The sequence below is a fragment of the Rhodohalobacter sp. 614A genome (genome assembly GCF_021462415.1).
In the GTDB taxonomy this organism is placed as follows: Bacteria; Bacteroidota; Rhodothermia; order Balneolales; family Balneolaceae; genus Rhodohalobacter.
Map to the genome: position 1 here is coordinate 1,174,714 of NZ_JAKEDS010000001.1, position 24,177 is coordinate 1,198,890.

Sequence of the window (24,177 nt, forward strand, 5' to 3'; positions counted from 1 at the left end):
ATCGAACCCCGACCTTCAATAAAATTCAAAACTATGATGCTTCCCAACGGTGAAATCATCATTTCCAGTATGAGTCCGGCGGACCTTCGCAACCTCATTCAAACCGGCGAAGGAATGTATCTCGAGTTTAAGAAAACGACTCCTTCCGTGGAAAAAATTGCCCGCGAAATTAGTGCATTTGCAAACTCAAAGGGTGGCACGATTCTCATCGGGGTAGATGATCGCAAAAATATTACCGGCATCAGCGCTTATTTCGAAGAGGAGTATGTGCTACACAAAGCGGCTTATGAATGTTGTGTGCCTGAAGTGCCGATTCAGATTGAACTGGTACACAGCGGGAATCAGGATGTAATGGTTGTCCGTGTGCCCGAAGCCGAGAAAAAACCCGTTTACAATAAAAGCAAAAAGAAACGGCTTGTGTTTGTACGGCGAGATGACGAAAGTGTGTTGGCAAGTGATGAACAGGTGGAGATTCTCAAAAATACGTATGCAGATGAAGGAGTAACATTTGAATATGGCAAGAATGAACAGATGCTCTTTCGTTATTTGAATGAATATGGAGAAATCACCGTTTTAAAATATTCGCAACTTGTAAATGTAACGACCTATCGGGCTTCAAAAATTCTTATTAATTTAGTAAGTGCTGGTGTTCTGAAACTTTTTAACCGGTCCGATACCGATTATTATGGATTCTCTCATTCAATGAAGTAAACAAAATGGCTGCAAAAGAAGAAAATTTAGATGATGTAATTGCCTCGTTAATTGACGACGATGAAGAAGAAAGTATAACTGGAGAACCGGTTGCTACCTCTCCAAAAGGGAATATGAAGCCGGTAATGCTTACAGAAAGAGCTGCCAGGCAGGTTCGGGAGATTAAAAAGAGCGAAGATCTTGACGAAGAACTATATCTTCGGGTAGCGGTAGAAGGAGGGGGGTGCTCCGGTTTAAGTTATAAGCTGGGGTTTGATATCAGAACAGATGAAGATCAAATTGTAGAAAGCCAGGGCCTTGAAATTGTCATTGATCCGAAACACCTGATGTACCTGGAAGGAATCCAGATCGACTATCCCGATGGATTGGATGCCCGCGGGTTTACATTTGATAATCCGAACGCCAGCGAATCGTGTGGTTGCGGAACTTCTTTTGCTGTTTAGCCTAGTCTATCTCGTTCTGCTTTTAGAGTGAGAGTCGGCTAAATTAGTTTCAGAATCTTCCTCACTATTTTCTGCTATGGAAATGATCTTTTCTTGTGCCGATTTCTGGTGCTTTAAAGAAGCTTGAGACTGCCGGGTCACAATTGTTTGAAGCTGTTCGGTAAAGTCTTTTAAACTTTCCCGGGCTTTCTCTTTTTTATTCTCCGTCAGAGAGTGGAACAGTTTGGCAATTCCCCCAAAAATAATAACCCCAACAAGCATGGCGCCTTCGTCAGTACCTCCAGCAAAGAGTGCTCCCAGCATCATTGCGGCACTCAATAAGGCTGCATAGGCAGGGTAAAGGATTTTGTTGAAGGTTTTTACACTTTTCTTAATTCGTATTGTAGACCGGTTATTGGATGAAGCAACTTCAACAACAGGAGATTTTCGCGTATGCAGAAATTTGAAGAATCCGGTAGGCTGCGCCTTCCAAATGATACTGTGAGTACGCCGTTTTACCTTTCCTGCAGAACCAAAATGAGATTCAATAACCGCGCGGAGCTCTGTCCATGTTTTTTCATCCAGTTCACCACGCGCAAATCCTATCAGCTCAATTTCGTAGTTGTTTCCGGTATCAAGAAAAAGAGGTTCTTCAACAGGAATTCCTTCATATTCAAGAGCAGCTTCCCTCACAAATTCGGCCGAAACTCCCAGCTCTTCTGCAATTTTCTGTATCTCTTCAAAAGAAAGTGTATGATAAGATGAAGATAGCCCCGGGTAGCTTGCGTAGCGTTGTTGCAGTTCGGATGCCCGGTTTAGAATCGCCTTAATGTCTCTTTCGCTGTATGAGTCCATGGAGAGTAAAGAATTTGTTTTGGTTTGTGGAAATTGAGCCCTTCAGATAACATTCATCTACGGGATAAAACAAAAGAGGTTACTTTTTTGTCACTCTTCCGGTAATTAATCTCACACCTCTTTTAAAGGTTAAGTAATACCAGCTCCACTCCGCAAAAACCCGAAAACGATTTCGATAACCAATCAAGAAAAAAATGTGAATGAAACACCAAACGAGCCAGGCAACAAATCCACTGAAAGTAAACCCGCGGATTTTGGCAACAGCTTTTGCACGTCCGATCGTTGCCATGGTTCCTTTATCGGTATAGTGGAAGGGGTTAACTTTATCGATTGATTTCCCTTCTTTGATAAGATTTCCGACATATTTACCCATTTGCAAAGCTACGGGGGCAAGCCCGGGAAGTGGATTGCCGTCTTCATCCTTTGCATGAGCGGCATCACCAATTACAAAGATATTCCCGGTTCCGGGAATAGTGAGATTTTTGGTCACAATAGCCCTGCCCATTTTGTCTATTTCACAATCCAGCGCTTTGATTAACGGAGATGCTTTTACGCCTGCTGCCCAAACCATATTCGGCGTTTCGATGAATTTTCCATCAATCTCAATTCCATTTTCGCGAATATCGGTAACAGGGCTGTCCAGAAGTATTTGAACACCCATTTTTTCAAGATCTTTTTGGGCTTTTTTTGAGAGATGTTCAGGATAACCATTCAAAATGCCCGACATTGCCTCCACAAGATAGACTTCGGTTTCTTCGGGTGAGAGTGATTTGAAATCACGCATCATATTCCGTTTTGCAATTTCGGCAATAGCGCCGGCCATCTCAACGCCGGTGGGGCCGCCTCCAACAATTACATATCGCAAATACGGTTTGCGCTTTTCCTTATCCGGTATCTGATCCGCCTTTTCTAAAGACACCAATATCTTTTCCCGGACCTCAAGAGCATTAGCAATGGTTTTTAAACCGGGAGCGTGTTCAGACCAATTATCATTGCCAAAATAATTGTACTGTGCACCGGGGGCCAGGACGAGATAATCATAATTCAGCTTGTTACCCGATTTAAGTACAATTGTTTGTGAATTCTTGTCGATTTCAGTCACCTCATCCATCACCGTCCGTACATTGCTATACTTTCCGAAGATTCCACGAATCGGCATAGCAATGTCTCCCGGTGAAAGAGCGGCTGTTGCCACCTGGTACAACAGGGGCTGAAACAGGTGGTGATTCTTTTTGTCTACAAGAATAACATTAACATTCGCTTTCTTAAGCTGTTTGGCGACAGAAATTCCTCCGAATCCTCCTCCAACTACCACGACAGTCTTTTTGGATGAATCCATTTAATTAAGTTTAGCTTTAGCGGATTCAACAATGGAGTAAATTTCTTTTTCACTTACAATGTGTTTTGTACCGCAATAATGGCAGACCATCTCCTGATCTTCGCCCTTTAGCTCTTTGAGATCTTCATAGCTAAGCAAAGAAAGAGCGTTTTTAAATTTTTCAGTACTGCATCGGCAGAAGAAGTGAACCGGTTGCCTGTCCAGCTCTTTGACGTTATACGGCTTGGATGCTTTTTCCATAATGGCATCAATATAATTCCCGTCTTCCAGAAGTTTTGCAACCGGGGGAAGTTTTTCAACGGTTTTTTGCAGCTTTTCCATTACGGATTCATCCGCATCGGGCAATCGCTGAATCAGAATACCACCAGCCTGATTTACATCGCCATTGTCTTTCAAGCTGACATCCAGCAAGAAAGCAGATAGCACTTGTTCGGACTGGGCCATATAATGTGCCATGTCTGATAAAATATCTCCTTCCACAATTTCGATGGTGCTGGTTCGTGGTTCGGCTTCATTATAGAGTGTTTTTTGAACGGTGAGAAGGCCAAGTCCCAGGCCATCACTAATGGAAACATCAGGCTCGCTGTAATCCAGCTCTACAGAAGGATGTTGAGAATATCCACGAATTTCACCCACACGGTTCGCTTCGGCAACCAGCATTCCTACCGGTCCGTTACCTTCAAGGTGAACTTTGATTCGTTCCTCGCCTTTCAGTTCAGATGCGAGTAGCATCGCTGCGGTAAGAGTTCGGCCAAGCAGAACGGTGTTTAGCATAGACAGGCCATGATTTTCCCTGGCGGTTTGAACAACATCTGTCGTTTTTACAACACTGATTTTAAACCGCCCCCCGGCTTCTATTCCCTTAATAAGCCGGTCATTAAATTTGAATTTTTCTTTCTTAAGAGACATGAATTTGAATCTTTAATTTCTTTACAACTTTCGAAGGAGGTATAACAAAGATATCGCCCGAAATCGTTGCAAAGATACGGAGAAAATCAGCGATCAAATAGGGATGTTTCTAAACAGAATCCCGGACTTTTGAAATCCGGGGATCAGTGTAACTATTATAGAAGTTTGGATATATAAATTTTATCCATTCAAAAGAAACCGCAAAGCCATTGCAGCAGTTTGTATAGCTTCTGTTTCCATGGGTTGTTTTGAAGCGCCTTCAAATTCGTGTTGTAAAGCAGCTCGTATTAATTCACCCGCTTCTTCTTGTACAATTGCCGCTTGATGAATGGAGTCCTGTGGCCACGAAGGATGAATTTCTTTTGCTCTATGCAGTTCATCGGTGATCTTTTTTAGAATCTCCAATTCACGCAGCGGCAGTTCAGAAAAGAAATCCACCAAGACCTTTCTTTCGTCATTTTTCTCAGGAAGAGACATGCAAAAAATTTAATCGTTATTAATAAAAAATGGCATAGTAAATCACATAAAACCAGCTGAAAATCCCGTGAATAATTGCCCAAATAATGGATTTGTTAACCGACCAGGATATTGTAACTGCCAACGCAGATCCCAAGGTTATGCCGCCCCGTACTGATTCTTTTACCTTACCGCCTTTAGCCATAATCAAATGATTTATTAAAGTTTATGTATAAAAACTTTACGGTAATTTCAGTACAAAAGTTAACGGAATTTTGTTGGTGATTTAGTCCTCAGAAACTTCATTCATCAACGTTTCAATGGCACGTTCAAGTTGTTGATCGCGTCCGTCAGAAATAATCTCTGGTTGGTTCTTGATCAGGATATCCGGCTCAACCTGGTTGTTTTCCAGCCATTCGCCGGCTTTGTTTTTAGCGCTGACCGGCACCACGCCCCACACTACGCCATTTGCCAAGCGTTCCCATCCGGCAAAACTACAAGTTCCCGGAACCGGCATTCCGATAGTTGTACCAATGTCCAGATCCGTATATCCGCTTGCATAACAATGCCCGTCGGAATACATGCTTTCGTTGAAGAGAGAGACGGTTGGTTTTGTCCAGCGCGAAGTGGGTTCGCCGCCTACAACTTTGGCTTCTGTAGCATAGGTGAGAAATCGTTCGCCTGTAAAAAACATCGCGAGATCTGCAACCAGATCGCCTCCGCCATTGAAACGGGTATCCACAATGACTCCATCCGTTTCTAAATATTTTCCAAGCATTTCTTCAAAAACTACCCGATACGGTCCGTCGCTCATGCCCGGAATATGTACATATCCAAGCCGACCACCACTTTTTTCTTCCACCTCTTTTTCGTTGATTCGGACGAAGCGGTCATATAATAAATTATTTTCCTGGCCAAGAGTAATCGGTTTTACGGTGATTTGTTGAGGCTCATCCAAATCAGGAGTTTGAATTTCAAGAAGTACAAAATCTCCGGATTTGCGATTGAGATAACTGGCTACATCCTGATCACCAGAAAGCGTATCTCCGTCAATTGCAGTGATGATGCTACCGGGTTCAATCTCGAAATCTGCTTTATCGAGCGGGCCACCGGTGATAATCTCATCGATTTTGATTCCGTCTCCCTCATAATCCCAATCCATAAAAATTCCGAGTGAGGCGGTTTCATCTCCATTTTCCATGCTGCTGCTGAAACGTCCACCTGCATGTGACACATTCAACTCGCCCAGCAATTCCGAAACCATTTCCGCAAACTCATGCTCGTTGCTTATATGAGGGAGATATTTTTGATATTCGTTATAAAGCATGTCCCAATCCTTTCCATGAAAAGTAGGCTCATAAAAAATATTCTTGGTTCTCAGGTAGATGTGATCGAGTAAGTGTGCACGTTCTTTTTCTTCATCATATTTCATCTCTCCGGCGATAGCCACTCGTTCACTACTGTTTCCGGACAGATCGATCTTTGAAATATTTCCACGGCTGAGCAGATAGAGATTTTCCTGTTCCTTATCCCAGGTTAATTCTCCGGAACTGGTGTTCAACTGAATAGCCATTTTGGTTTCTTTGGTCCTGAGGTTGGTTTCCCACAAATTATATTCATCCTCAAACCGGGAAAGGTAATAGAGTTTTTCGCCATCTTTGGAAAGAACGGCATCACTTAAAAAACTGGAGTGAATGGTAAATTTGGCTGTTCGGTCTTTCATTCGATCGAAATCAAACTCAAGATCTTCAACCTCATTTTCTTCAGAACTTTCTTCATCATCAGACTCTTCGTCATTCTCATTCGCCTTTTTGATCTCTTCCATGAGTTCAAAATCCTCTTTGCTCATGTTGTATTTATCCCAGGATTCTTCGGTAAAAAACATAGAATAAACATCCATTTCTGATCGGCCGCTGGTGGCATAACTTCTCAGACCGTCCCGGTTACTGAACCAGATCATTTGCTCTCCGCCGTTTACCCATTTGGGAGACTCATCATAATACCCGCTTTCTGTAAGGTTGATACGCTGGCTGCCATCTGCGGCGAGCAGAAGGATTTCGCTATTGTTGAGCAGCTTATTCCAGCTGACCAGAAGCCAGTTACTGTCCGGACTCCAGCGAAAATATTTGTCGCCGTCGCTCATGTGGAAAAGGTCTTCCGGCGTCAGTAAATCCGTGGTTTCTTCCGATTCAAGATTCAGGATTCGAAGCGTCCGGCGCCCGGAGATATATGCCAGTTTTTCTCCGTCGGGTGAGTAATGCGGCATATAATTGTCGAGAGTATCACTAACTAATTCGTTCTCCTCTAACAATGTGGATGCATAGAAAAACGGCTCAGAATCTCGTGTTTTTTCCGTTTTGAAAATGCTCCATCGGCCATCTCTTTCTGCGGCATATGCTACACTTTTTCCATCAGGAGAGAACGTTACAAAGTGTTCCTGCTCAGGTGTATTGGTGATGCGTTTGGTCAGCGAACCATCGGCAGACGTCACGAACACTTCACCGCGTGCGATAAAAGCAATCTCTTTTCCATTGGGGGAAATAGACATTTCATCCACGCCGCCGTTAATACTGATGAACTGATCCGGATTGGATTTATCCTGCGTGCGAATGTTAACATCAACTTTTTGCGGTTCTTCGCCTTCATTCATTGTGTAGAGTTCGCCGTCATACCCAAATGCCAGAGTGCCATTTCCAACACTTAAAAACCGAATTGGGTGCGTATCAAATTCTGTAAGCTGTGTAGTTTGATCCGGGTTTGAAAGAGACAGTTTATGAATATTAAAATTCCCGCTTTCTTCACTCAGGTAGTACAAAGATTCCTCACTGTTATCGAATACGGGCTGACGATCTTCTCCTTCAAAATCAGTAAGCTTTGTGTGTGAGCTATCTGCCATATTGTAGATCCAAATATCTCGTGTAATTGCTGAGGTATGATGTTTTCGCCACGTATCTTCATACCCTTTTTTATCATGATAAATCAGGGTCTGACCGTTGCCGCTTACCTGAACATATTCAGCCGGAATGGTAAACACTTGATCCACCCGGCCGCCATTTGTGGGCACGGAATAAAGCTCTGGCTGTGCGGATGTAGGGTATTGCCGATGTTCTGCCCGATCCTGGCGAACGGCTCCAAAAACAACCGAACTGTCATTCTGCGCAAAAGAGTACGGATGTTCATCGTTCGAGTGAAACGTGAGACGTGTAGCAGGTCCGCCAAGAGCATCCATCACATAAATGTCGAAATTTCCATATCGGTCGGAGGCAAATGCAATCTGCTGGCTGTCGCTGCTCCAAACGGGCATAAAATCATGGGCATCATGAAAGGTTAATTGACGGGCTTCTCCGCCTTTTGTCGGCACGGTATAAAGATCTCCCATATAGGTAAAAGCAATGGATTCCCCGTCCGGAGAAATACTTTGATAGCGAATCCATTGAGGAGTTGTTTGTGCAAGTGTCAGGTGAGAGGCAAAGAAAAAAGCGATTGTAGTTAGCAGGAATTTCATGTTCATTTTTTATCAGGGATTAAAAAATTGACCAACAGAATATAAAGTGTAGAGTTCAAACAAATATGAAGAATAGCGAATGAAAAAGGTACTTCATCGAACAAAAAAAAAGCAACCCGTTTTACCGGGCTGCCTTGTATGGTGAGCTATGGGTAAAATCATAATCTTCAGCGGCGATATATTTCACCTTGTCTGTTAGAAAAATTACTTTCTGATGAGTAAATCGTTTTAATGCTGCCGACACTTTTGATTCGCTCTTCAGCCAGAATATTCGATGCTTCGACCGGGGTAAGATTGTGGTTTTCAGAATATTCGAAAACATTGAGAAGCGTATCATAAATCTGCGATGTTTTCTCCATTGCCAGCTTTTCATTATAGCCTTGCATTTCACTGGAAATATTGATGATTCCGCCGGCATTGATCACATAATCCGGCGCAAAGAGAATGCCGCGATTTTGAAGCTCAAGGCTGTGTTTTTTTTCATCATCTAAAATGTTGTTCGCTCCGCCGGCAATGATATCGCAGGAGATGTGACTGATCGTATCATCATTAATAACAGAGCCAAGTGCGCATGGACTGAAAATGTGGAGATCCAATGTATAGATTTCATCCGGGGATACAACTTCGGCACCGGTTTCTCTTGCCAAATGATTCGCTTTCTCTTCAAAAATATCCGTGATAAAAAGTTTGGCATTCTCTTTTGCCAGATATCTTGCAAGATAAGTGGCAACCGAACCAGCTCCCTGAATGGCAATTCTTTTGTTCGATAAAGAGTCACTGCCGTATGCCTTTTTTGCAGCTGCTTTCATACCCATGTAAACGCCATATGCCGTAACAGGGGATGGATCGCCACTACCACCCAACGATTTTGGAATGCCGGTTACATATTTGGTTTCGGAATAGATCCAGCTCATTTCGCGCTCTGTCATTCCAACATCTTCTGCTGTGAGATAACGGCCGGCCAGTCCTTCGATAAATTTCCCGAAGGCACGGAACATGGCTTCGGTTTTGTCGGTTCTGGAGTCACCGATAATCACGGCCTTTCCCCCGCCGAAATTGAGTCCGGAAATGGCTGCTTTATACGTCATTCCGCGGGACAATCGAAGTGCGTCTCTTATGGCCTGATTTTCGGAGGAATATTTCCACATCCGAACGCCGCCTAAAGCAGGGCCTAATGTGGTATCGTGGATAGCAACGATTGCTTTGAGTCCCACTTCAGGACGTGAACAAAAAACAAGCTGCTCATGGTTCATATTTACAAGTTGGCTAAAAAGCGAATAGTCGTTCTCTGACAATATTTTATTATCTGAAACAGCAACTGAATCATTCATTTTCAAAAACCTTCATCCTCAACATTAAAATATTTTTATGGTAGCGCTTCCAAATATATAAACTTTACAAGTTTATTGGTAATAAAGTCGGAATAAATGTTTCTTCATTAAGCTATTGTGTTTATTGAGGAAAAAGCGTTTAATATTGAACTAATTTGAGAAGATTATTGTGACAGTTGCAGGGTAGATTAGAAACATTCATACAGGAAGAAGATTTAAACGAGAAAATCTAAAATCATGAAACATAAAGGACTAAAAATATTTGGCGGCCTTTTGGTCGTTTTGATAGCAGCCTTCATCATTCTGAATTTTTCGTTGGATGGCATCGTCAAGTCGGCGATAGAGGAAAATGGAACGGAGCTTCTGCAAACAGAAGTAAATATTGGAAATGTGAACGTTTCTCTTTTTGACGGCTCGGGAGTGATTTATGGATTCACCGTCGCAAACCCTGAAGGATTCAGTGATGAAAAAGCTATTGTTATCGATGAAATGAGTTTAAAAATAGATCTGGCCACCATTTTCTCGGATACGATTGTGGTTGAAAACATCCATATTCAAAATCCCGAGCTCTTTTTTGAACAGATAGGATTGGGAATCAATCTCAGAAAGCTGAACGAGAATATGGATGTGGCAGAAGATACGGAGGGGCCGTCTATGGTCATCAATCATCTTCTTATGGAGGATGGAACCGTTCGCGTTAGCAGTACCATTGAAAGAGAGCGAACGGCTGAAGCCAGCATTGAGGAGTTTGAGCTTACCAATATAGGCCAGTCGGGAAGCAATACAATGAAGCAAAGCATTCGGGAAATAATGGATCCGTTAATAGAACGTGCCATCCAGGAAGCAGTATCAAGAGGATTGCTGGAACAGCTTGAAAACAAAGTTCAGGATTTGCTTGGAGTGGACGATGATGAAGAGTGATTATGTTTCAATAAGTAGCTGAAATATAATCATAGCGATAGCTGTGACGGCGGTTAAGGCATAGACATTTTTCCTGCTGAGCTCTTTTAAAGCATCCGGAATCAGTTCACGGAAAACCATCCAAAACATAGCGCCTGCTGCCACTCCCAAACCGACGGGCAGATACGTTTTAAAAGCGAGGACAAAAAGGAATGCGGGAACAGCCATAATTGGTTGTGGAAGACTGCTGAAAATACTCCAGAGTGTAGAATTACGGACCGATGTTCCCCGGGGAATAAGCACAAGGCTGATTGCCAATCCTTCAGGAATGTTATGAATGGCAATCGCGATGGAAATGAAGGATCCGAATGAGGCACTGTCTCCAAAGGAAACGCCGACTCCAATTCCTTCCGCAAATGAGTGAACGGTCATAATTCCTACGATCATCAGCATTTTAACGGCGTTTGCACCTGTCACTTGTCCGATGGAATAGTCCTTATCCGTTCTTTCCAAGAAATAGTGAGATAAAAGGACCAGAATTCCTCCCAAAAGCAAACCGGCAATCACTTTCATGATTCTCATTTCAACATTTTCCAGATAAACGCCTTCGTACACCAACCCGATACTTGCACCAAGCATGAGTCCTGCAGCGATAGAATTTCCAATTCCCAGCCATTTGTTATCAAAGTTTTTGACGAACAAGAAAGGGATTGCACCAAAACCGGTTGCAATAGCTGTAATAAGAGCAGCAATAAAAACATGAAAGATGGTGATGCCATCAGCCATGTCATTTACAACCCAAAAAGAAATGATTACGACAAGAATCAACAGGATCGCTGCAAAGATTCCATTCAGGAAATTGCTCTCCTTAGACTTCTTAAAGGTCCGTTCCTTACTCATGAATTTGTTTCAAACACGAAATGAAATGAATACCAAAAAAGCAGGATACGGATTAGGAAGAGTGGATAAAATATAAATTACCCCTGCGAATCAAATAAAAATTCAGTCTTTATTCTTCAGTTTCTGTTGATCTTTTTTCGGAAGGTTGGCAACTACCAGATTGTAGGAATCAGTAACCCATTCCTCAATCAATTTGTTTGAAAGATGGTTATCCATCATCACGGTATTCCAGTGTTTTTTGTTCATATGATAACCAGGAAGTACAGTGCCTGGATGTTCTTCACGAAGCTGAATGGCATGAACAGGTTCACACTTCAGGTTGATACTTTCAAATTCATCCACATCGCAAAGAGCAAACATTTTGCCCATCACTTTGAAAACCAGCGTATTATTATCAAACGGAAATTCTTCGGTAACGCCGTTAAACGAGAGACAGAAATCCCGAAACTCTTCAATATTCATAAATCGAGAAAATTAATAATCGTAATTGGCACGCTGATAATCCTCAATAAATTCGGCGACAAGGCTATTTGCCGCTTCGTTAATTAACGGTAGCCGGTCCAGCGAAACGATACCGACCATTCCAGAATCCCACGTGCTCGCCGAGGTTTGTAAATCCCGGTTCAGCGAAAGCTTAACCGGTTGAAAAAGTTTGAGTTGAATGGAAAAGGGGATTAGCCCGTTATCCAATTGCATGGTATTAATGTGCATGTATAAAAAAGGGATATCGGCGGAAGATTCCACTTCTTCATCCGATACAAACCGAAGGCCGGCCTCAACAATTTGATTGATCGCTTGCTGACGTATCACCGATGGAGTCAGCGTATCGCTGGAGGTGACGGTTTGGCTGCCTTCAATGTTAGCCGTAAACCCAAATTCCTGTAAACCCTGGAGAGAAATTCTGGCTCGTTCAATTTCGTTTTGGGCAAAGATTGAGGACGGGAGAAGGCTGAGAACAAATAATGATGTAAGCAGTATAATCTTCAGGTGTGATGAGAGTCTTGAAAGTACCATAGCTGACAAGTAAGAGATTAAAAAAAGTCTGTAATCAACAATATAATATGAGTAAAGAACTTTCAAATCTCGAAGATTTAATTGTAAAAATTAAAAATGCAGACGGGGATGGAAACAAGGTTTCTTTTGATGACATTTTAGACAAAATCGGACGCCGATCGTTTGCGCCACTTTTACTTCTGGCGGGAATCATAACACTCGCTCCACTCATTGGAGATATTCCCGGCGTTCCGACCATTATGGGTATTTTTGTGATCTTGACAACCGGACAGCTTCTGTTCGGACGAGAACAGTTTTGGCTGCCAAACTGGATCTTGAAACGCTCTGCTGAAAAGAAAAAGATCAACAAGGGGATGGAGTGGCTGAAGAAACCGGCGACGTTCATCGACAAATGGTCAAAACCCAGATTAACAGTTTTTACAAAAGGTGCCGGCCATTATGTAATCGCAGCCGTCTGTTTTCTGATTGCGTTAGCGATGCCTGTGATGGAAGTCATCCCTTTTAGCGCGAATGTGGCGGGAATCGCATTTGCGCTATTCGGGTTATCACTCATTACCCACGATGGAATTCTTGCCATTCTTGCTTTGCTATTTGCGCTCGGTACATTTGGTATCGTGATTTACGGGATTTTATAAATATCTGAGGTAAGAGTGCCAAAGGAGGAACTTTAAAAAGATCCGACTGTTACAATTAGGAAGAGAGTATGTACGAATAAAGTGTAATCAATTTGATAAATCTATGAGTCAGGATATCAAGAAGGACTTTCCAAAACAACAGCAGACATTACCCGGTAAAGAATCTGAAATGATTCCCGAGCCTGAAATTATCAGGGACAGCTATAAAGGCAGCGCCAAGCTTAAAGGTAAAATTGCTCTGATTACGGGCGGAGACTCCGGAATTGGCCGGGCGGTTGCCGTGCATTATGCAAGAGAAGGAGCAAGAGTTGCCGTCATTTATTTAGAAGAAGATGAAGATGCTCAAAAAACCCAAAAAATGGTTGAAGCCGAAGGCGGCGAATGTCTCGTTATAAAGGGAGATATCAAGAAAAGACAATTTTGTTTTGATGCGGTTCAAAAAGTGATCGAAACTTTTGGTGATTTAAATATTCTGGTAAATAACGCCGGAGAACAGCACGTCCGCCAGGGAATGGAAGAACTGGATCTGGACCTGACAGAGAAGACGTTTCAAACAAATATAATTTCGATGTTTTACCTAACGAAGGCTGCTGTAAAACACTTGAAAGCAGGTGATTGCGTGATTAATACAACGAGCGTTGTCGCCTTCCAGGGGAGAGAATATTTGATTGATTATGGCGCTACAAAAGGAGCTATTCTCAGTTTTACACGATCGTTGAATGATGATTTGGCACCGAAGGGAATTCGGGTAAATGCCGTGGCGCCCGGCCCCATCTGGACGCCGCTCATTCCCGCTTCTTTTGATCCCGAGCATGTGAAGAATTTTGGAAAATCAACGCACCTTGGCAGGCCTGGTCAGCCTTCGGAAGTTGCTCCGGCGTATGTGTTTCTTGCATCAGAAGACGCGTCATACATTTCAGGGCAAACCATTCATGTGAATGGTGGTGAGCCAGTTGGCGGGTGATTGATTAGCTCGGTGTCTTTAGGAGATTGCTTCGTTTCACTCGTAATGACGACATTCAAGTCATTGCGAACGTAGTGAAGCAATCTCATTATTTGTAAATCTCAAACAGCTTCATTTTTTAAAGCTTTAAAGATCTTTTAAGGATTACTCTCTAAAAAGTAATCTTCATATCCTTTGTAATCTCCTTGAGGCTTTGGATCGTAAATACCGGGAGCAGGCTGGTAATCCCTATTAAAATCCATACTTTCAAATCAAGAGATTGATAGGAGAGGATATTGTTTATCTGCGGGATGAAATAAGAGGCAATGATGACGACCACGCAAAAGATTACAGCTCCCCAAACATACTTATTCCTTGTTACCTGGTTGTTGAATATAGGTTCTTCCGCTTCCCGCATATCAAACACATGCCATAACTGTGCAAAAGCCAGGCTGAAAAATGCGACGTTATTACAGACCTCTTCAGAAAGCCCCCAATAAAGAAAAGCGAAGAAATAAGAGCCGGTTACAAATATTGTCAGAATGAGTCCATGCATTCCAATCATCATCCAATTTTGCTTGTTGATTATCGGTTCTTCCGGATCTTTGGGATCATGCTTCATCACTTCCGGGCTTCCCTGGCCAATCCCTAAAGCAAGGGCGGGGAACACATCCGACAGTAAATTCAGAAACAATAACTGCAACGGAAGCAGTGGGAGTGCAAAAACCGTAAAGCTGATCAGCGCAATAATCAAAATTTCAGACAGGTGATAGGAGAGCTGGTACATAATAAACTTCCGGATATTGCCGAAGATAATTCGCCCTTCCCGAACCGCTTCAACAATCGATGAAAACGCATCATTTTTCAGAACCATGTCGGAAACTTCCTGTGCAACCTGTGTGCCGCGTTCTCCCATAGCAATGCCAATATCTGCTTTTTTTAGTGCGGGCGCGTCATTCACACCATCACCGGTCATCGCTACGATATCCCCGTTATTCTGGTAATATTCGATAAGTTTCAGCTTTTGTTCGGGATCTACGCGGGCAAAGATCCGGGTGTTCACAACCTCTTCCTGGTCATGTTCTTCCACATCTTCCCGTAGATCACTCCCGTGCAGGGCTTTGTCATTCTCTTCATCAGCAACATTTACTTCGCGTGCGATATTTCTGGCTGTTCCGGGGTGGTCTCCCGTGACCATCTCAACTTTAATTCCCGCCTTCTTGCACGTTGCTACCGACTCTTTCACCTCTTCACGGGGAGGATCGATAAAACCTGTCAGGCAGAGAAACGTCAGGTCGTGCATGAGATCTCCTTCAACATCGGCATCATCAGATGGTTTTTGATCCAGTTCCTTAAATGCGAATGCAATCACCCTCAGGCCATCTTCAGAGAGTTCCTCATTTCGTTCAATCCATTTATTCTTACCATCTTCATTCAAATCAGACGATCCATCTGCTGTAAACGTATTGGAACACCTTTCTACAATGGCTTCGGCTGCGCCTTTGCAGAGCAACATGATTTGGCCGTCAATTTCATAAACGGTTCCCATTACCATATCATCTGAGTCGAAAGGCTCTTCATTGAGGCGGTTGGATTCCCGCAACTTCTCGTATCTCTCCGAGTCGAAAACATTGCCAAATTCCAGAAGTGAAACATCCAGCGGATCTCCGGCTCCGTTCTCCTCACCATTTTTTTTCTTCTTCAACTCCGCATCATTACAGAGAACGGCAATTTCGAAGAATCTTTTGAGACGTTCGTCCTCTTTATCAAAACCATGACCAGATTCATCATTACTTACAATCTCAGCGTTACTATTGTTATCGCTCCATTTGATATCAGCTCTCCGTTCTTCAAATTCCATCATTTGAAGAGTCAGGCGATTTTCCGTGAGGGTTCCCGTTTTATCGGTAAAGATGACGGTGGTTTCGCCAAGAGTCTCCACGGCTGCGAGCTGTTTCACAATCACATTATGGTCTGCCAGCCGCAGCATTCCTTTGGCGAGGGCGATGCTGGCTACAATCGGCAGGCCTTCCGGAATGGCGGCAATAGTCCAGGCAATCGAAGTTTGTACGAGTTGATAGATCTCTTTTCCAGTAGCCCACCCAACCACAAAAAAAGCGGCGGCAAGAGCAAGAGTTACCCAGATCAGTTTTTTCGTAAGGTCTTCAAGCTTCCTGTTGAGAGGGATCTGTTCTTTGTCAGCCTCGCTAACCATTTCGGAGATCGAACCAATTTCAGTCTCCATTCCTGTTGTAACGACGACCGCTTTTCCCCGGCCGTTTGTTACTGCGGTTCCTTTGAAAATCATATTTTTTTGATCGGCTACCTGAGTGTCTTCTTCAATCGGTTCCACTTCTTTCGAAACCGGAACGGATTCACCTGTTAAGGGAGCCTCGTCAATGGATAGTTCTGCTAATTCAATGAGGCGTGCATCGGCGGGGACCAAATCACCGGCTGCCAGGTTGATGACATCTCCCGGCACTAATTGCTCGGCATCAACCTCTTTTTCTTCTCCATTGCGAATCACATGCGCCATTACTTTGTCCATTTCCTGCAAGGCATTCATGCTTTTTCGTGCCTGAAATTCCATCCAAAAACCGATGATGGTATTCAATACCAAAACAACGATGATGGCAATTCCCTCGGGGACATCACCAAATACAAATGCGAGAACAGCCGCAGCTGTCAACAGGTAAACAATGGGGTTGTTGATTTGGTCGATGAGAATTTGAAGAAGACTTTTCTCATCATGTTCTTCGAGCTGATTCGGTCCGTAGGATTCAAGCCGTTTTTTAGCTTCTTCTTCCGAAAGGCCACTCTCCTGATTGGTTTCAAGTTGTTTAACAATTTCCTCAGCAGATTTCGAATGAGGATGATCAATTTCCGGCTCTTTATTCGATGAATTCATTAGAGGTGTAAAAATTAAAAATTTTGATGAATCGCACGACTCGTTACCTGACGCCAATAAAACGAAGCTAATGAGAACATGATTCCGATTGTTCAACACCATTCGATGATCAAGAATGTAGATTCATCCCTTGGTTTTCTCTCTATAGATTTAGAGCTGAATTGAGATGAGAAGTTCCTTCAGAATCTGCAAGAGGTTAAGACACGTTATTTTGGTTGAAATTGGATGAGCTGTCGACCCAATTGGCGTACATTCTTAATGTATCACGAGCAGAAAGGGAATATATTATTCAACTAAAACCTCATCCATAAACATCCAGGAATGGGTTCCGGTAAACAGGTATCCGTCAGGAATTTCGCCAAATGTAGAAACAGTGAATTTTATAAATCGTGCTTTTGCAGGCTCAAGTTCTACCTCAAATGGAACCAGATAAGGTTCACCCCGTTTTGAAATGGCATTGTTTTTTCTTTCACCGGATAATGTATAACTGTCTCCATCAAGAGAAGTATAAACTTTAACTTCATCGGGGATGAATATGCCGCTGTTCGGATCACAGAGAAAATTCAACATAACAGAGTTTACATCGGCTATTTCTTGCATATCTACGGTAAAAGTAACTTCATCGTCCAGGTAGCCCAGCCAGTTTCCATCCCGGAAAGAGGTGGATCCCATTACCCCATTGGTAAGGCTTGAATCACCCTGTGCGGTATACTTGGAATTGTAAGGCGTCTCAAAATGAACCGGCTTTCCTAAAGCTGAATTTACAGGAATGAATTTTTTACTCTCGATAATTTTTTGTCCGTCTTCAAACAACATAGCGTTAATAGTGGCGGCTCTTTTAATAACAAATGGTTGGTTATAATCCAGTGCCTTTCCTTCAGACGAACTGTTCATTGATGAATACCTGACATCTGCAGTCGGTGTGGATGTTGAAATCGTGACGGTGGCGGTTTGATCGTCATTAATGACGTAATCAATAACAGGGTCAGGAGAAATCTGGAACAGGTCGAACCAAGCCGTTCCCTGGTTTGGCATATCAAGTTCCACGATAGCATTTGTACTGGTTGAATCGGCAGTAAATGCAAATGAATACAGTTTCCATTCAGAAGTTAGTTGAAAGGTTTCTTCTTGGTTGGCGGCATTGATGACGATCCGAAAGTTCGGCATATTCGCTTGTTGTTTTGCCTTCGCCCAAATAGATACATTGTATGAATTTCCTTTGATGAGGATGTTCGGGATAAAACGGACTTTCTTGCCGGCCTGATCTGTCGGTGTAATCATCCGCATACTGAACAAGCCGTCCACACTTTGGCGGGAATCTGCAAAAACGGTGCCTCCGTGATCGGCATCTTCATACGAAGTAAAGGTAAGATTGTGTCCCGCTGACAACCCGGGGCTTGCAACAATTTCAAAACTTGGATTGTAGACAATATTTCCGGAATTCATTTTAGTGGAATTCTGATCTTCTTTCCGGATTCTGTACACTCGTGTACCAAACCCATCAATGATATCTTCGAGCACATTTCCTTCAAATTCTAATCTGCGATTTTCAAACCAGGCATCAATCCTGTAGCCGGGAGGAATGGGTTCTCTTAACTGAATCGAGTAATTTTTTGGGGTATTGGATTTATTCACTGCAACCAGCAGTTTCTCTCCGTTGTGAGAAAATGATCGAACGAAGATATCCGGATCGCCGGTCTCCAGCCAATACGAAGGCTCGGCTGAAAGAAGAAAGGGAGTCATTTGTGTGACTTCAACAGCCATGTTACTGGTTTCCGACCACGCAGATACGGCTTGCGGATTAAGGTTGTTGAACGAGCGAATAAAGTATTGAATGCCTTTCACGTTATTGATAATCCCTAAATAAGTCATTACCCGAATTTCACTGGCAGTGGGTTCCCTATTCCACATCTCTTGTCCGCCAAAAGCCTGTGGGACCAGCCAAACTGATTTTTCATACTTCAGAACATCTCCAATCTCTTTCACATAGCTTTGAATATCTACACTGCTGTTGGGGATGGGATATGGATCAGTCATGGCGATATCCATCGTATTTCGAAATTCACCAATTTTGGATGGCAGCATAAATACAATAGAGATGGGATGATACGGATCCAGTTCATGGATGAAATCATAAGCCTTTTCAAGCAGTTCCGGCGGACGCCCCTGGCCATCAGGTTCGTCATTAATATACCATGATAAAAGCGCGGGATGATTTCTAAATGCCAGAACTTCGCTTTTCAGCAATTCCCAAACTTCTTCTTCGGACATTCCCGGGCCTTCCGTGCTGTTGTGCCGGGTTCCGATGAGGGAGTTAAGCCCATATTGCACTTTGATTCCCAATTCAGCTGCACGATCCATATAGGCTTTGCGTTCCTCAAGTCCTTCCGGGAGGTTCCCCTGGTAAGGACCGATTGTATTGAATCCATTGACAACCTCACGCTCAGGAATTTCACCGACCCTGCCGAGGTAAAATCCAAATGGGAAGAATGGCAATCCATCCACAATCAGTCCGCCTGTTTCTTGATCAATTTTTACTTCATTGGAGACGGGTTCCAGGTATTCAAATTCGATAATTCGTTCGTCAATCAATTCTTCACCAGAGAAAATATTGGCCTGTATTTGATTCCGGCCGATCTCAAAATTTTCAATTGGAATAGAAACAAGTGTGCGTGAGGAATCCAGTTGAATAGTCGTTATAGGTTGAGAAGTTTTATCATTTAAAACCACTTTATATGCATCATGATTTTTCTCTTCAGAAAGAATAGAAACAATGATTACGTTCGATTCAGAAGTGTAATAATTAAGTTTGCTGAAAAGATGAATGCCATGTTGGGATTGAGCAAAAAGAGATGATGCACCGGAAAACAGGATTGCTCCAGAAAACAGGAGCCAGCTACACTTTTTCATAGAATAGTTCAGTACGATTAGTCAAAGATTTCATACTGAATATTACCTATATCTGAAATGAAGAGAAAGGAATACTGCCAACGTCAGGTGCAGGTCTTAATTACGAATGTATTTTGTATTTATCAGCCAACGATCACATATTTTCCACTTATCGTCAGGAAAACCAGGTTTGCACAAAGCAGGATCAGGTCATAATGCCACCCGAACCCTTCATCGCTGTAAAACCCGATGTTCCAGGAGAAAATCTTTTTTGAGATGGCGCCGAGCATCACTCCAATTAGAAGTAGAGCTCCAATTTGGATATAAATCCCCAAAGCTATGGAAACCGCTCCGACCATTTCAACAATACCCAAAACAAGTGTTGAGGTTTTGGACATTCCAATCGATTTGCTTCTTTCCTCCGGCTGCATGAAATGACTTTTTCCGCTGGAGAAAAAAATGATGGCAACTACAATTCTCAGGGCAAGGAGCGCGAAATCAAAAACAGGTTCGGTATTAAAAATCATTGAGTATCCTCCACAACTTTTCTGAGTTTTTCGATACTGTTTTCAAGTTTTGTGGCCTTCTCATTAAACGAATTCCAGGGATCGTCTTTATGGCTTAATCGTCTAAATATATTCTTAATTGTATATGTTTGTGAGTGGAGGCCGTCTTTGTCTAGCTCATCCCATCCAAGCGGAGTGGCAACCGGGGCACCCTCTCTTGCCCGGACAGAATATGGAGGAATGGATGTCTGAGCGTAGGCGTTTCGCAAGTAATCAATAAAAAGCCTTCCTTTTCTTTGATCTTTCCTGGTTTCCACAGTAAAAGTGTCCGGATCTTTTTCTGCCAGAAAATTAGCTACTTGTTTGGCGAAATCCCGGACGTATTCAAACTTATTTTCCGGTTTGATGGGACACGCCACATGCAACCCTTTTGAACCTGTGGTCATCAAAAAAGCGTTTAAACCCAATTTTTCATCCAGGAGTGTGCGAAGATTTTTCGCTCCTTTTATTACAATTTCAAAATTACCCTGGGGTGGATCGAGGTCAAACACAAGTTTGTCGGGCTTCTGAAGATCGTGAGTTGTGGACAGCCATGGATGAAAACTTACGGTTCCCTGGTTTGCCAGGTAAATCAGTGTTGCTGTATTATTACAAACGATTTGTGTGTTCGTGTCTCCTTCCTTCTTTTCTATTTCAACCGTATCCATCCAGTCCGGGAAATAATCCGGTACCTGTTTTTGATAAAAACCTTCGGCAGTAATTCCATCCGGAAACCGGTTCAGGGAAAGTGGCCTGTTTTTCAAAAAGGGAAGAAATAAATCGGCAATTTTCTCATAATAGTCGATTAAATCTCCTTTAGTAATTTTTTCCACAGGAAAGAAAACTTTGCCTCTGTTCTTAACTTTCACACTGGGGGATTCAATTTTCATAGTTTTTAAACTTTTCCTGGTGAATATTATTCGGTTTTATATTTCGGAGTCTGTATCCAATCTCTCTTCTTTTTTAAACGAAGAATTAAAAAAGCCCCGGCTCGTAATCAGATATCACAATGCCGGGGCTCTATGTTTATCTTCTCCATCAGCTACATCAGGAAATGGGATCGCGAAGATAAAACCTCTTGATTTGTTAAAAAATCAGGCTTTGCGGATCAGTTCCTGAACTTCTTCTTTGGATTTACCGAGGCGTTTTTGGATACGTCCTACCAGTTCCTCCTCTTTACCTTCAATAAAAAGAAGGTCGTCATCAGTAAGTTTTGAGAACTGCTGTTTCAATTTTCCTTTCTTTTCATTCCAGTTACCTTTGATGCTTAGCTTATTCATAAGTCTCCTTTTTTAAGTCATGATAGAATTCAGGAAATCAATGTACATCAACTGTTTGGTTTCCTGTTATTTTAGACCACCGCAGGAGAGAAAAGTTTCCGGGCTGAAAAAAATATGTGAACAGCGTAAAATTATTTATGCCTGATGATATGGATGATGTAGGAGAGGATTATGAAACCAAATACAGCATAACTTACAGGGTCGAGATATTCGCTGACTTTGTCATAGTTTTGTCCAAGTATGCTCCCGAGATACGTTAATAATCCAACCCAGATTAATGTGCCGCTGACAGAGAGAATCAGAAAATATCCAAGATTCATTTTCTTGATTCCTGCAGGAACCGATATGAGTGTACGAATTCCGGGTATCAAACGGCAGAAGAAAACGGCGGCAGCATCATGGCGATCAAACCAGCCTTGAGCCCGTTCTATATCACTTGAGGAAAGCATGAGCCACTTGCCGTGTTTGTCAGCCCATCGCTTGAGCCGGTCTTCGCCGATTTTATGCCCCAGATAATAGAAGGGAAGTGTGCCCACTACGGAACCGAAGGTGCCGGCAGCCACAACGCCATAAAAATTGAGTTCGCCCTGTTCTGTAACAAAACCTGCAAACGGCATAATAATTTCAGATGGAATTGGCGGAAAAATATTCTCGACAATCATCAAAAAAGCAATGCCGGGATACCCGATACTTTGAATGACGGTTTTAATCCAGTCTAACATAGAAGTTTAACGAATAAAAAAGAATGAATAGATGGTATGTGATGAATGAACGGCTAAAATATTAGGATTGTTCCCTCAACAGTACTCGAACATCGAAACTTTCTTAAAAGAGAGAGTAAAGCGAAAGATTCACTAAAAAAATAAAAAGAGATGGGACTTTTAATTCTTCTTGCCCGAATTTTGTTCTCAATAATTTTCATTAATTCAGGGATTGGCCACATTACCAATACGGCCCAGATGGCTCAATATGCCGGCAGTAAAAATGTGCCTATGCCGAAAGCAGCTGTATTTATCAGCGGAGTGATGATACTACTCGGCGGACTGAGTATTCTTTTGGGTTTTTGGGTGAATATCGGTGCCTGGCTTCTCATTATTTTCTTAATACCCTCCGCAATTATGATGCATGATTTCTGGAATGCCGAGGATCCGATGGACCGCCAGAACGAAATGATTCACTTCCTGAAAGATCTCAGTCTTGCAGGTGCAGCATTTATGATCTGGTATCTGTATGCATCTGTTGGGAATGTGCCGTGGAGCCTTGGGTAATTAAGTGTTCATGGCCGCTTGCCTGACATTGTCGAGATATATTTTGCAGATTTCTTCGCAGTTTCGGCAGGCTTCAGCACATTTTTGGCAGTGATCGTGATCATGTTTTTCACATTCTTCGGCACACTTTGCGCAAATATCTGCGCAAAGCCCGATGATGGATTGCGAAATATCCGAATCGCGTGAGAGAAACTGAACGGCAAGCCTGCACATTTCAGCACAGTCTCTGTCTAGCTTTATACACTCGGTCATTTCTTCAACATGATCTTCTTCCAGGCAAGCTGCGAAACATGTTTCACAGGCAGTTATACATTCACTTAATGCGCTTATAATCTCTTCATAATTATTCATGGGAGGTAGAGTTAAGGCTTGATGATTTTTATTACTCATTTCAACACGCTGAAATTTAGATTGTTCCTTTTTCAGGAAGACAAAGACGAAACAGATTTAATCAAATTGGATTAGAATAATTCGAGAACGTTACCTGTTAATCAAATCAAAAATCAATGGATTCATCCTGGATTGTTACCACATTTAGTTCTGTCATCATGGTTGTTATATCAACTTTCGGAATTTACTTTGCACTCATTCTATTCACGAGAATTGCCGGTGTCAGAACGTTTTCAAAAATGTCGAGCTTCGATTTTGCTGTAACGGTGGCTATCGGTTCGTTAATTGCTTCTACCGTGCTCACAAAAAATCCGCCTCTCTTTCAGTCGATTGCAGCTATGGGCACCCTTTTTATCATTCAAATTACCATTGCCGGTTTTCGGGAAACATCACTGGTAAGAAATGTAGTTGATAATAAACCCATTTTGCTGATGAAGGGCACACGGATGCTTGAAGGGAATATGAGAAAAGCAAAGGTTACACGAAATGATCTGCTCGGAAAACTGCGTGAGGCAAATGTCACCCAATTCAACCAGATAAAAGCAGTTGTGATGGAGACTACGGGCGATATTTCAGTTTTACATCACAATGATGAAGCACATGAATTAGAAATGGGACTTCTGGATGATGTGCGAAAATAAAAAGACTGGTTTCTGAAGATCAGAAAGAAGGAAACATTTTAGGCAAGAATTGCCTTTATAAAGTAAGAGATGAAAGAGAAACAAGGAGAAAAAGATATGCCAGATAATCGAATCAAGAACGAAGAACAGTACGAAGAATTGAGAGACCAGGGAATGAGCAAAGAGAAAGCTGCCCGAATTGCCAACTCTGAAAACGCATCAAAAAAAGGTGGTAAACAAAAAAAATATGAAAAGTGGACCAAAGAGGAACTCTACAAAAAGGCGCAGGAAGTAGGGATTGAAGGGAGATCAGATATGAATAAGGAAGAACTGATCGAGGCCCTCCGAAATCATTAA

The 24,177-nt window shown here is 42.5% G+C and carries 25 protein-coding genes; 8 read left to right on the forward strand and 17 right to left on the reverse strand.

The window, feature by feature from the left end; genetic code table 11:
* The first annotated feature begins 33 nt into the window (after positions 1–33).
* Positions 34–711, forward strand: a complete 678-nt coding sequence (locus L0B18_RS04580) for an AlbA family DNA-binding domain-containing protein (RefSeq protein ID WP_234568294.1) — start codon at positions 34–36, stop codon at positions 709–711.
* Positions 712–716: 5 nt separating this feature from the next.
* The gene (locus tag L0B18_RS04585; protein ID WP_234568296.1) at positions 717–1,154 is read left to right on the forward strand and encodes a HesB/IscA family protein; all 438 of its coding nucleotides are present in this window, start codon (positions 717–719) and stop codon (positions 1,152–1,154) included.
* Positions 1,155–1,160: 6 nt separating this feature from the next.
* Here the strand turns inward: L0B18_RS04585 and L0B18_RS04590 are convergent, their stop codons facing one another.
* The 7 genes from L0B18_RS04590 to L0B18_RS04620 all read right to left on the reverse strand — a co-directional run bounded on the left by L0B18_RS04590 (position 1,161) and on the right by L0B18_RS04620 (position 9,528).
* Positions 1,161–1,988, reverse strand: a complete 828-nt coding sequence (locus tag L0B18_RS04590) for a hypothetical protein (protein ID WP_234568298.1) — start codon at positions 1,986–1,988, stop codon at positions 1,161–1,163.
* A 79-nt stretch (positions 1,989–2,067) separates the two neighbouring features.
* Entirely contained in the window at positions 2,068–3,327 is a 1,260-nt protein-coding gene (locus L0B18_RS04595) for an NAD(P)/FAD-dependent oxidoreductase (protein ID WP_234568299.1), read from the reverse strand.
* Positions 3,328–4,236, reverse strand: a complete 909-nt coding sequence (hslO, locus tag L0B18_RS04600) for an Hsp33 family molecular chaperone HslO (RefSeq protein WP_234568301.1) — start codon at positions 4,234–4,236, stop codon at positions 3,328–3,330. It abuts the gene before it with no gap.
* A gap of 180 nt (positions 4,237–4,416) precedes the next feature.
* Positions 4,417–4,713, reverse strand: a complete 297-nt coding sequence (locus tag L0B18_RS04605; protein WP_234568303.1) for a hypothetical protein — start codon at positions 4,711–4,713, stop codon at positions 4,417–4,419.
* A gap of 19 nt (positions 4,714–4,732) precedes the next feature.
* Positions 4,733–4,897 carry a hypothetical protein gene (locus L0B18_RS04610; RefSeq protein WP_234568304.1) on the reverse strand — a complete coding sequence of 55 codons (165 nt, stop codon included), beginning with the start codon at positions 4,895–4,897 and terminating at the stop codon, positions 4,733–4,735.
* A gap of 81 nt (positions 4,898–4,978) precedes the next feature.
* On the reverse strand, positions 4,979–8,197 hold the full coding sequence (locus L0B18_RS04615) for a S41 family peptidase (RefSeq protein WP_234568306.1): 3,219 nt from the start codon (positions 8,195–8,197) through the stop codon (positions 4,979–4,981).
* A gap of 167 nt (positions 8,198–8,364) precedes the next feature.
* A complete protein-coding gene (locus L0B18_RS04620) occupies positions 8,365–9,528 on the reverse strand; it encodes a Glu/Leu/Phe/Val family dehydrogenase (protein WP_304622000.1) in 1,164 nt (387 codons plus the stop codon).
* A gap of 237 nt (positions 9,529–9,765) precedes the next feature.
* On the opposite strand from L0B18_RS04620, the gene L0B18_RS04625 reads away from it, so the two are divergent.
* Complete coding sequence (locus L0B18_RS04625) at positions 9,766–10,449, forward strand: DUF748 domain-containing protein (RefSeq protein ID WP_234568308.1); 684 nt, start codon at positions 9,766–9,768, stop codon at positions 10,447–10,449.
* Here L0B18_RS04625 and L0B18_RS04630 read toward each other — a convergent pair whose 3' ends face one another.
* From L0B18_RS04630 to L0B18_RS04640, 3 genes are all read right to left on the reverse strand, one after another.
* Complete coding sequence (locus L0B18_RS04630; RefSeq protein WP_370647527.1) at positions 10,450–11,214, reverse strand: ZIP family metal transporter; 765 nt, start codon at positions 11,212–11,214, stop codon at positions 10,450–10,452.
* 216 nt (positions 11,215–11,430) lie between these two features.
* Positions 11,431–11,790: an MmcQ/YjbR family DNA-binding protein gene (locus L0B18_RS04635; protein ID WP_234568312.1), complete on the reverse strand. Its 360-nt coding sequence runs from the start codon at positions 11,788–11,790 to the stop codon at positions 11,431–11,433.
* Between the two features lie 12 nt (positions 11,791–11,802).
* Positions 11,803–12,342, reverse strand: coding sequence for a hypothetical protein (locus L0B18_RS04640; protein WP_234568314.1), 540 nt, complete (start codon positions 12,340–12,342; stop codon positions 11,803–11,805).
* Positions 12,343–12,389: 47 nt separating this feature from the next.
* Between L0B18_RS04640 and L0B18_RS04645 the strand changes: the two genes are divergently transcribed.
* Both L0B18_RS04645 and L0B18_RS04650 read left to right on the forward strand, forming a co-directional pair.
* Positions 12,390–12,977, forward strand: coding sequence for an exopolysaccharide biosynthesis protein (locus tag L0B18_RS04645; protein WP_234568315.1), 588 nt, complete (start codon positions 12,390–12,392; stop codon positions 12,975–12,977).
* 103 nt (positions 12,978–13,080) lie between these two features.
* Positions 13,081–13,941, forward strand: a complete 861-nt coding sequence (locus L0B18_RS04650) for an SDR family oxidoreductase (protein ID WP_234568316.1) — start codon at positions 13,081–13,083, stop codon at positions 13,939–13,941.
* Positions 13,942–14,092: 151 nt separating this feature from the next.
* Here the strand turns inward: L0B18_RS04650 and L0B18_RS04655 are convergent, their stop codons facing one another.
* From L0B18_RS04655 to L0B18_RS04680, 6 genes are all read right to left on the reverse strand, one after another.
* The gene (locus tag L0B18_RS04655; RefSeq protein WP_234568318.1) at positions 14,093–16,828 is read right to left on the reverse strand and encodes a cation-translocating P-type ATPase; all 2,736 of its coding nucleotides are present in this window, start codon (positions 16,826–16,828) and stop codon (positions 14,093–14,095) included.
* A 285-nt stretch (positions 16,829–17,113) separates the two neighbouring features.
* The gene (locus tag L0B18_RS04660) at positions 17,114–19,738 is read right to left on the reverse strand and encodes a carbohydrate binding domain-containing protein (protein WP_234568320.1); all 2,625 of its coding nucleotides are present in this window, start codon (positions 19,736–19,738) and stop codon (positions 17,114–17,116) included.
* A gap of 122 nt (positions 19,739–19,860) precedes the next feature.
* Positions 19,861–20,244: a DoxX family protein gene (locus L0B18_RS04665; protein ID WP_234568322.1), complete on the reverse strand. Its 384-nt coding sequence runs from the start codon at positions 20,242–20,244 to the stop codon at positions 19,861–19,863.
* The gene (gene ligD / locus L0B18_RS04670; RefSeq protein ID WP_234568323.1) at positions 20,241–21,152 is read right to left on the reverse strand and encodes a non-homologous end-joining DNA ligase; all 912 of its coding nucleotides are present in this window, start codon (positions 21,150–21,152) and stop codon (positions 20,241–20,243) included. Before ligD ends, L0B18_RS04665 begins: the two co-directional genes overlap by 4 nt.
* A gap of 204 nt (positions 21,153–21,356) precedes the next feature.
* Positions 21,357–21,542, reverse strand: coding sequence for a CsbD family protein (locus tag L0B18_RS04675; protein ID WP_234568325.1), 186 nt, complete (start codon positions 21,540–21,542; stop codon positions 21,357–21,359).
* Between the two features lie 131 nt (positions 21,543–21,673).
* Positions 21,674–22,264 carry a DedA family protein gene (locus L0B18_RS04680; protein WP_234568328.1) on the reverse strand — a complete coding sequence of 197 codons (591 nt, stop codon included), beginning with the start codon at positions 22,262–22,264 and terminating at the stop codon, positions 21,674–21,676.
* Between the two features lie 150 nt (positions 22,265–22,414).
* Between L0B18_RS04680 and L0B18_RS04685 the strand changes: the two genes are divergently transcribed.
* Positions 22,415–22,810: a DoxX family protein gene (locus L0B18_RS04685; protein ID WP_234568330.1), complete on the forward strand. Its 396-nt coding sequence runs from the start codon at positions 22,415–22,417 to the stop codon at positions 22,808–22,810.
* On the opposite strand, the gene L0B18_RS04690 is transcribed toward L0B18_RS04685, so the two are convergent.
* Positions 22,811–23,161 carry a four-helix bundle copper-binding protein gene (locus L0B18_RS04690; RefSeq protein ID WP_234568332.1) on the reverse strand — a complete coding sequence of 117 codons (351 nt, stop codon included), beginning with the start codon at positions 23,159–23,161 and terminating at the stop codon, positions 22,811–22,813.
* A gap of 155 nt (positions 23,162–23,316) precedes the next feature.
* Between L0B18_RS04690 and L0B18_RS04695 the strand changes: the two genes are divergently transcribed.
* Both L0B18_RS04695 and L0B18_RS04700 read left to right on the forward strand, forming a co-directional pair.
* Entirely contained in the window at positions 23,317–23,841 is a 525-nt protein-coding gene (locus tag L0B18_RS04695) for a DUF421 domain-containing protein (protein ID WP_234568333.1), read from the forward strand.
* 96 nt (positions 23,842–23,937) lie between these two features.
* Positions 23,938–24,177, forward strand: a complete 240-nt coding sequence (locus tag L0B18_RS04700; RefSeq protein WP_234568335.1) for a DUF7218 family protein — start codon at positions 23,938–23,940, stop codon at positions 24,175–24,177.

Coding starts and splice junctions, on each gene's coding strand:
- L0B18_RS04580 (WP_234568294.1), top strand. CDS start 34: ATGATGCTTCCCAACGGTGAAATCATCATTTCCAGTATGAGTCCGGCG.
- L0B18_RS04585 (WP_234568296.1), top strand. CDS start 717: ATGGCTGCAAAAGAAGAAAATTTAGATGATGTAATTGCCTCGTTAATT.
- L0B18_RS04590 (WP_234568298.1), bottom strand. CDS start 1,988: ATGGACTCATACAGCGAAAGAGACATTAAGGCGATTCTAAACCGGGCA.
- L0B18_RS04595 (WP_234568299.1), bottom strand. CDS start 3,327: ATGGATTCATCCAAAAAGACTGTCGTGGTAGTTGGAGGAGGATTCGGA.
- hslO (WP_234568301.1), bottom strand. CDS start 4,236: ATGTCTCTTAAGAAAGAAAAATTCAAATTTAATGACCGGCTTATTAAG.
- L0B18_RS04605 (WP_234568303.1), bottom strand. CDS start 4,713: ATGTCTCTTCCTGAGAAAAATGACGAAAGAAAGGTCTTGGTGGATTTC.
- L0B18_RS04610 (WP_234568304.1), bottom strand. CDS start 4,897: ATGGCTAAAGGCGGTAAGGTAAAAGAATCAGTACGGGGCGGCATAACC.
- L0B18_RS04615 (WP_234568306.1), bottom strand. CDS start 8,197: ATGAAATTCCTGCTAACTACAATCGCTTTTTTCTTTGCCTCTCACCTG.
- L0B18_RS04620 (WP_304622000.1), bottom strand. CDS start 9,528: ATGAATGATTCAGTTGCTGTTTCAGATAATAAAATATTGTCAGAGAAC.
- L0B18_RS04625 (WP_234568308.1), top strand. CDS start 9,766: ATGAAACATAAAGGACTAAAAATATTTGGCGGCCTTTTGGTCGTTTTG.
- L0B18_RS04630 (WP_370647527.1), bottom strand. CDS start 11,214: ATGGCTGATGGCATCACCATCTTTCATGTTTTTATTGCTGCTCTTATT.
- L0B18_RS04635 (WP_234568312.1), bottom strand. CDS start 11,790: ATGAATATTGAAGAGTTTCGGGATTTCTGTCTCTCGTTTAACGGCGTT.
- L0B18_RS04640 (WP_234568314.1), bottom strand. CDS start 12,342: ATGGTACTTTCAAGACTCTCATCACACCTGAAGATTATACTGCTTACA.
- L0B18_RS04645 (WP_234568315.1), top strand. CDS start 12,390: ATGAGTAAAGAACTTTCAAATCTCGAAGATTTAATTGTAAAAATTAAA.
- L0B18_RS04650 (WP_234568316.1), top strand. CDS start 13,081: ATGAGTCAGGATATCAAGAAGGACTTTCCAAAACAACAGCAGACATTA.
- L0B18_RS04655 (WP_234568318.1), bottom strand. CDS start 16,828: ATGAATTCATCGAATAAAGAGCCGGAAATTGATCATCCTCATTCGAAA.
- L0B18_RS04660 (WP_234568320.1), bottom strand. CDS start 19,738: ATGAAAAAGTGTAGCTGGCTCCTGTTTTCTGGAGCAATCCTGTTTTCC.
- L0B18_RS04665 (WP_234568322.1), bottom strand. CDS start 20,244: ATGATTTTTAATACCGAACCTGTTTTTGATTTCGCGCTCCTTGCCCTG.
- ligD (WP_234568323.1), bottom strand. CDS start 21,152: ATGAAAATTGAATCCCCCAGTGTGAAAGTTAAGAACAGAGGCAAAGTT.
- L0B18_RS04675 (WP_234568325.1), bottom strand. CDS start 21,542: ATGAATAAGCTAAGCATCAAAGGTAACTGGAATGAAAAGAAAGGAAAA.
- L0B18_RS04680 (WP_234568328.1), bottom strand. CDS start 22,264: ATGTTAGACTGGATTAAAACCGTCATTCAAAGTATCGGGTATCCCGGC.
- L0B18_RS04685 (WP_234568330.1), top strand. CDS start 22,415: ATGGGACTTTTAATTCTTCTTGCCCGAATTTTGTTCTCAATAATTTTC.
- L0B18_RS04690 (WP_234568332.1), bottom strand. CDS start 23,161: ATGAATAATTATGAAGAGATTATAAGCGCATTAAGTGAATGTATAACT.
- L0B18_RS04695 (WP_234568333.1), top strand. CDS start 23,317: ATGGATTCATCCTGGATTGTTACCACATTTAGTTCTGTCATCATGGTT.
- L0B18_RS04700 (WP_234568335.1), top strand. CDS start 23,938: ATGCCAGATAATCGAATCAAGAACGAAGAACAGTACGAAGAATTGAGA.